General features: G+C 64.9%; 7 protein-coding genes. All 7 read left to right on the forward strand.

The window, feature by feature from the left end; genetic code table 11:
• The first annotated feature begins 30 nt into the window (after positions 1-30).
• Entirely contained in the window at positions 31-699 is a 669-nt protein-coding gene (gene fliS, locus KH208_RS09400) for a flagellar export chaperone FliS (protein WP_291435742.1), read from the forward strand.
• 172 nt (positions 700-871) lie between these two features.
• Positions 872-2,476, forward strand: coding sequence for a hydroxylamine reductase (gene hcp, locus KH208_RS09405; protein ID WP_291435744.1), 1,605 nt, complete (start codon positions 872-874; stop codon positions 2,474-2,476).
• A gap of 188 nt (positions 2,477-2,664) precedes the next feature.
• Entirely contained in the window at positions 2,665-3,351 is a 687-nt protein-coding gene (locus KH208_RS09410) for a Crp/Fnr family transcriptional regulator (protein WP_291435746.1), read from the forward strand.
• A gap of 32 nt (positions 3,352-3,383) precedes the next feature.
• Positions 3,384-3,875: a flavodoxin family protein gene (locus tag KH208_RS09415; RefSeq protein ID WP_062253444.1), complete on the forward strand. Its 492-nt coding sequence runs from the start codon at positions 3,384-3,386 to the stop codon at positions 3,873-3,875.
• A 120-nt stretch (positions 3,876-3,995) separates the two neighbouring features.
• Positions 3,996-4,472, forward strand: coding sequence for a pyridoxamine 5'-phosphate oxidase family protein (locus KH208_RS09420; protein WP_291435748.1), 477 nt, complete (start codon positions 3,996-3,998; stop codon positions 4,470-4,472).
• A 155-nt stretch (positions 4,473-4,627) separates the two neighbouring features.
• On the forward strand, positions 4,628-5,950 hold the full coding sequence (locus KH208_RS09425) for a 4Fe-4S dicluster domain-containing protein (RefSeq protein ID WP_291435750.1): 1,323 nt from the start codon (positions 4,628-4,630) through the stop codon (positions 5,948-5,950).
• Positions 5,951-6,007: 57 nt separating this feature from the next.
• Positions 6,008-6,532 (forward strand): HPP family protein, encoded by a 525-nt coding sequence (locus tag KH208_RS09430; RefSeq protein WP_291435752.1) that lies wholly within the window; start codon positions 6,008-6,010, stop codon positions 6,530-6,532.
• Positions 6,533-6,653: the final 121 nt, after the last annotated feature.

The raw sequence follows: 6,653 nt of genomic DNA on the forward strand, positions 1-6,653 counted from the left end.
ACCGGCGCGGGCAACGAGAAGGAACAGCCTATGAACAAAGCGGCGCAAGCATATTTCCAAATCAAGGTCAGCACCACGGATCAGGGGCAGCTTCTGCTCATGCTCTACGACGGCGCGCTCAATTACCTCCAGCAGGCGCGCGACAAGATGCTGGCCAGGGATTTCGCGGGCAAAGGCATTCTGATTTCCAAGGTCATCGACATCGTCAATGAACTTTCCGCCTCCCTGAACATGGACAAGGGCGGCAGCCTGGCCGTGAACCTCAACAATCTGTATATCCTCTGTACCGCGCGGCTCCTGCAGGCCAATCTGAAAATGAACGTGGAGTCCCTGGACAGCGTGGTGCACATTCTCTCCGGCCTGCGCGGCGCTTACGCCCAGATCATCGAAACTCCGGAGGCCCGCCGCGCGGCGGCGGAAATTGCCGGGCGCATGCAGCCCGCGGGCTCGGCCATGAAAACCGCCCAGCCCATCATACAGGCGCCGGTGACGGCCGTGCCGCGCGCCCATGCCCGTGCCGCCTACGGCAGAAACGCCATGCAGCCCGGCATTCCGGCGGCCGCGCCCGCCGCTCAGTCCGCCGCTCCAGCGGAAGCGGCGGCGCGGGCCCATGTGCGGAATTTCGCGCCGCCCGCCGCGCCGGTCGCCCCTGTCGCCGCCCGCCTGCCCGGAGCCTACGCCAAGCCCGACAACAGTTGAGCTTCCCGCTCCGTCCGTTTCTTCCCGCGCCGGTCTTCGCACAGTCGAAGCCCGGCGCGGTTTTTTTTACCTTTTGCAAAAAACTGTGATTTCAATCACAGTGAACGAGGTGGGTTTGTGTTGTATATGGGGACACATCCTCCACCGAGGGAGGAAAAGGAGTTTTACCCCTATGTTTTGCAATCAGTGTGAACAGACAGCCAAGGGAACGGGCTGCACGGTGGCCGGTGTTTGCGGCAAAAGCGCGGATGTGGCGGTCATTCAGGATCAATTGATTTATCTTCTGCGGCGTCTGGCGGCCCTGGTCCTGCAGGCCCGCGCCGCGGGCATTGCGGATACGGAGACGGACGACTTCATGGTCGAGGCCCTGTTCGGCACCCTGACCAATGTGAATTTCGACCCCGAGGCTCTGCGCAAAATGCAGGCCGAAACCCTGGAGCGGGCCAAGGCCCTGGCCGCCCGGCTGGGGGAAAAACCCGAGGATCTGAACGTCTCCCTGGACGAATATCTGGCCCGTCTGCCGGAAAGCGTGGTGGGCATCGACGTGCTCAGCGCGGACGCGGACGTGGCTTCGGCCATGCAGATGCTGCTTTTCGGGCTCAAGGGCGTGGCCGCCTACGCCGACCATGCGGCGCGGCTCGGTCAGCGCGATCCCGAGCTTGCGGCCTTTGTCTGCAAGGCTCTTGTGGCCGGTACGCTTTGGGACGGGGAAGTCCGCGATCTGGGCGGCTGGTTGGAACTGGTGCTGGAATGCGGCAAGGCCAATCTGCGGGCCATGGAACTGCTGGAAAAGGGCAATACCGAATCCTTCGGCGATCCCGTGCCCACGCCGGTTTCCCTGGGGCACCGCAAGGGCAAGGCCATTTTGGTTTCCGGCCATGACCTTTTGGATCTGCAGGCCCTGCTGGAACAGACCGAAGGCACGGGCATCAATATCTACACCCACGGCGAAATGCTGCCCGCCCACGGCTACCCCCGCCTGAAGGCCTTCAAGCATCTGGCCGGACATTTCGGCACGGCCTGGCAGAACCAGCAGAAGGAACTGCCCGACTTCCCCGGCGCGGTGCTCTTCACCACCAACTGCATTCAGAACCCCCGCGCCTACGGCGACAAAATCTTTACCAGCGGCAACGTGGGCTGGCCCGGCTGTGTGCACTGCAAAGGGCGGGATTTCGCGCCGGTCATCGCCAAGGCCCTGGAACTGCCCGGCTTTGCCGAGGACGAGCCCGGCAAGGAAATTCTGACCGGCTTCGGCCGCCAAACCATGCTCAATGCCGCGCCCAAGGTGCTGGAAGCCGTGGCCCAGGGCAAATTGCGTCATATCTTCCTGGTGGGCGGCTGTGACGGGGCCAAGCCCGGCCGCAACTATTACACGGAATTTGTGGAAAAAACTCCGCAGGACACCTTGGTGCTGACTCTGGCCTGCGGCAAGTTCCGCTTCTTCGACAAGGACCTGGGCAAGCTCGGCGACCTGCCGCGCCTGCTGGACATGGGCCAGTGCAACGACGCCTATGCGGCTGTACAGGTGGCCCTGGCCCTGGCCGACGCCCTGAAATGCGACGTCAACGATCTGCCGCTTTCCCTGGTGCTTTCCTGGTATGAGCAGAAAGCCGTGAGCATCCTGCTCACCCTGCTGGCTCTGGGCATCAAAAATATCCGTCTCGGACCCAGCCTGCCCGCCTTTGTTTCACCGACCATTCTGAATATCCTGGTGGAGAAGTGGGGCATCCGTCCCATCAGCACTCCGGATGAGGATTTGGCGGCCATTCTGAACTAGGGCGGATTACTTTTGAAAGGCGTTGCGTTTCAAAGGTTCATTCAGGAAAACCGTGTGTTCGGCTGAATCAACGCCGCCTCGCATGCCGACTTTTCAACGTTGAAATGCTCCAACATCGACAATTGCCGGGCGGCTCCCCGGAGCCGCCCGGCAATGATATAAAGATTGACGCCATGCCGGAATCACCCTTGAAAGAACCTGCACAACAGGCCGTTCTGACGGCTCTCGGCAGCGGCCTTTTCAGCGTGCTGCGGCCGGAGGAGCGCCTGGCCCTGGCCGGGCACGCCCGCTTGCGGGCCTTTGCCAAGGACGACGTGCTCTTTCGGGAAGGCCAGGAAAGCGCGGACCCCGCCTTTCTGCTCTCCGGCCTGGTCAAATTGTCCCGCAGCGCGGCCCGTGGACGGGAATGCGTGCTGCATCTGGTGCGGCCCGGCCGCCTTCTGGACGCGGGCGTGCTGTTTTATGAGGGCGGTTTGCCCGCTTCGGCAATGGGCGTCCGGGAGGGCCGCCTGCTCTGGCTGGACAAGCGCGCCCTGCTGGCTGTCCTGCGCGGCAACGCGGCGCTGGGCCTGGGCCTGATCGCGGCGCTTTCCCTGCGCCAGCGCCTGTTCATCAACAAACTGGCCGGTTCGCAGGGGCGGATTTCCGCTTCCCGCCGGGTGGCGGCCTGGCTGTTGCACCGGGCGAAAATGGAAAAGACCGACGTGCTGGATCTCGGCGTCAGCCGTGAAATTCTGGCGCGTCTGGTCGGCATCAGCCGCGAGAGCCTGAGCCGGGAACTGAGCCGGCTGGCCGCCAACGGCCTGATCAGCGTTGAACGCCGCCGCGTGCTCCTGCTGGACCGGGCGGGGCTGCAAAAATTGGCCGATAGCTAACATCCATGCGCTACGCTGCGGGAACACAGAATATGAAAAGTTGCATCATTTATTCCTCAGTCACGGGCAATACCCGTAAGGTGGCTGAAGCCCTGGCCGCCGCTTCCGGCGCGCCCTGCTTCCCCGTGCGTGAGGCGCCGGACCCTGATGATTACGATCTGCTGGCCCTGGGGTTCTGGGTACGCCTGGGCCAGGCCGACGCCAGGACGCAAGGATACATGCGCCGCGTGCTCGGCAAGAAAGTCTTTTTTTTCGGAACCCTGGGAGCCTGGCCGGATTCGCCGCATGCCCGGCGCTGCGCGGAAGGCGCGCGGGCCCTGCTGGAAGAGGGCGGCAATACGGTGCTGGACGGCTTCCTGTGCCAAGGCCGGGTCGATCCGAAAATTCTGGAAATTTCGCGGCAAAAAGGCCGCCATCCCATGACGCCGGAACGCCGCGCCCGGCTGGAGGAGGCCGCCCGCCATCCCGATACAGCGGATCTGGCGGAAGCCGGGCGGCGCTGGCAGCGGTGCCTTGCGGATTGATTGCATGTCGGGCCGGAGCGTTTCAGGTGTGAAATGCTCTGCCGAACGAAGCGCAGGCGTGTTTTGCGCGCGCCGTTACACAACTGTTTGAAGCATTGATTCCCGTAAAAGGAGAGAGGTATGCGCCTGAGCAAACGCGAGTGTTCTGAACCGGCTTTTTTTGACGAGGTCTTCGCCAAGGCCGAAGAACTGTTTCTGGCCCTTAACAATGGGGACTTCCCCTATCTGATTCCGCTTAATTTCGTGCGTCTGGACCAGCGCATCTATCTGCACAGCGCTCCGGAAGGCACCAAGTTGGATTTGATCCGCAAGGACGGCCGCGTGGCCTTCAGCCTGGCGGCGGACGTGCGGATCGACCGCGAAAAATCCTCCACCTACTACAAATCCATCTGCGGCACGGGCCGCGCCTCTCTGGTCGAGGACACGGAGGAAAAGCGTCTGGCCCTGGACAGCCTGGCGGAACGCTATGCCGCCCGTTGCCCGCGCCCCGCGCCGGACGCCAATGTCCGCCGGGTGGCCGTCATCCGTATCGACATCCTGTCCCTGACCGGCAAGCGCTGTCTGCCGGAGGGAGCGACGAGCCCCGAGCCCGTTTAAAACCGTCCTGACGCACTGCGGGCCCGCTTGAGGGGCTACGCCAAGGCCTTTGCCCGCTGCCTCCCGCCGACCCGTTTCGGCAGGGATTCCGGCACTGCGCCTTGCGCGTCGCCTCAGCACGCCGGGCTGGAATTTCAGTCAAGGAGCTGTCCGAGATGTCCATGACCGCAAGCGCCCGTCTTTGTCCCTTGCCCGCAGCCCTGGCGCTGCTGCTGGCCGGTGCGCACTTCTGGCGGGCCGGCCTGCCCGCCCTGACCCTGGGCTGCATTCTGCTGGCCCTGCTGGCCTGGACTCGCGGGGCCTGGGTGCGCCGGGTCCTGCTGCTGGTCCTGCCCTTGCTGGCTGCCCGCTGGATCTGGACCACAAGCCAGTTCGTCCAGGTACGCCAGTTCATGGACCAGCCCTGGCACCGATTGGCCGCCATTCTTCTGGGCGTGGCCCTGTTCACCGCCCTGGCCGCCCTGCCGTTGCTGAGCGAGCGGGCGCGGGCGCGCTATGCCCGCCGGGAAAGCAGCGCGGGCGCGCAACTGGCGGCCCTGGGACTGACCACCGGCATTCTGGCCGCGGCCTGGGCTCTGGCGCCGGGCCTCTTTGTGCTGGAGCGCTTCGCGCCCGGCTGGGGCTTGGCCCAGGTCTTTTTGCCCGGCCTCTGGGCGGCCTGGGTGGCGGGGCGGCTGTCTGACCGGCACACGGCCGTTGCCGCCCGGCTCTGGACCTGGCGGCTGTTTTCCCTGATCTTTTTCGGCCAATTGTTGCTGGGCCTCACCCTGGACGGGCGTTTTCTGCTCAGCGGCAACCTGCATCTGCCCGTGCCCGGCGTGATTTTGGCCGCGCCGTTGTACCGGGGCGGGGGCTATTTCATGTTGATTCTTTTCGGCGTCGCCGTGCTGCTGGCGGGCGCGGCCTGGTGCAGCCAGCTCTGCTATTTCGGCGTCTGGGACGCGGGCACGGCGGCCCGGGGGCGCGTGCGCCCGGTACCGGCCTGGCTGCCCCGGCTGCGTCCGGTCGTGCTGGCGCTGACCCTGCTGACGCCCGTGTTGCTTCGCCTGGCCGGGGCTCCGTTGGGGGTGGCCCTGGCCTGCGGCCTGTTGCTGGGCCTGCTCTTGCCGTGCTGCGCCGGACTGTTCAGCCGTAAGCTGGGTTTAGGAACCTATTGCCTGGGCGTCTGCCCACTGGGCCTGGTCGCGAGCGGGCTGGGGCGGCTGTCGCCCTGGCGCGTCCGCCGCACGGGCGCGTGCAACCGCTGCGGAGCCTGCGCGCGGGCCTGCCGTTATGGGGCCATGACGCCGGAACGCCTGGATCAGGAGGCGCCCGGTTCCGCATGCACCCTCTGCCGGGACTGTCTGCCGGCCTGCCGCCGGAACGCGCTTTCTCTCGGCTTGTACGGCACAAAAAGACACGGCCCGGCGGTGGAAAACTCCTTCATCGCCCTGCTGGCCTCGCTGCATGCGGTGTTTCTGGCTCTGGCGCGGGTATAGAGCAGTGTTCATACGCATGAAATGCGTCACAGCTCCTGGGGAGGGGATATGACCGGAATGACACGGGTACTGAGCCGCCTGGGCGGCGCGCGGACAACCTGGAGCGACGTGGGCTGGGCCTGGTTGGGCAGCGCCCTTTCCATTGCCTGCCTGGCCTGGCTGGAACGCGCGTGCGCCCAGGAATGGAATTTGCCCTTGCTCATCGGCTCGTTCGGGGCTTCGGCGGTCCTGGCCTTCGGCGCGCCTGAAAGCCCGCTGGCCCAGCCGCGCAATCTGGTGGGAGGACATCTGCTTTCGGCGCTGGTGGGCGTCAGCTGCCAGCTGCTCCTGGGGCAGGAGCCCACGGCGGCCGCGGCGTTGGCCGTGTCCACCGCCATTGCCCTGATGTGCGTCACCAAAACCCTGCATCCACCCGGCGGGGCCACGGCGCTGATCGCGGTCATCGGCGGGGCGGACATCCACCGCCTGGGCTACTGGTATGTGCTTCTGCCGTGCGGCGCCGGGGCCTGCGGCATGCTGTTGCTGGCCCTGCTGACCAATAATCTGGGCGCGCGGCGGCGCTATCCCCAGAAGTGGTGGTGATAACCGGGAGTGACGGGTGCATTAGGTGTTTAGTCCCTTTGAGTAATGGTATATGTTATAGCCAACTCGGGAGGGAAGATTTATGGGCCATATGCTCCATGCTCGCGCCAGAACGACTCCG

Origin of the sequence: Desulfovibrio sp., from assembly GCF_018379785.1 — a bacterium.
Classification (GTDB): domain Bacteria; phylum Desulfobacterota; class Desulfovibrionia; order Desulfovibrionales; family Desulfovibrionaceae; genus Desulfovibrio.

Bases quoted from the DNA above. Each gene is read 5' to 3' on its own strand.
- KH208_RS09415 (WP_062253444.1), top strand. From the start codon at position 3,384: ATGAAAAGTTGCATCATTTATTCCTCAGTCACGGGCAATACCCGTAAG.
- fliS (WP_291435742.1), top strand. From the start codon at position 31: ATGAACAAAGCGGCGCAAGCATATTTCCAAATCAAGGTCAGCACCACG.
- KH208_RS09425 (WP_291435750.1), top strand. From the start codon at position 4,628: ATGTCCATGACCGCAAGCGCCCGTCTTTGTCCCTTGCCCGCAGCCCTG.
- KH208_RS09430 (WP_291435752.1), top strand. From the start codon at position 6,008: ATGACACGGGTACTGAGCCGCCTGGGCGGCGCGCGGACAACCTGGAGC.
- KH208_RS09420 (WP_291435748.1), top strand. From the start codon at position 3,996: ATGCGCCTGAGCAAACGCGAGTGTTCTGAACCGGCTTTTTTTGACGAG.
- hcp (WP_291435744.1), top strand. From the start codon at position 872: ATGTTTTGCAATCAGTGTGAACAGACAGCCAAGGGAACGGGCTGCACG.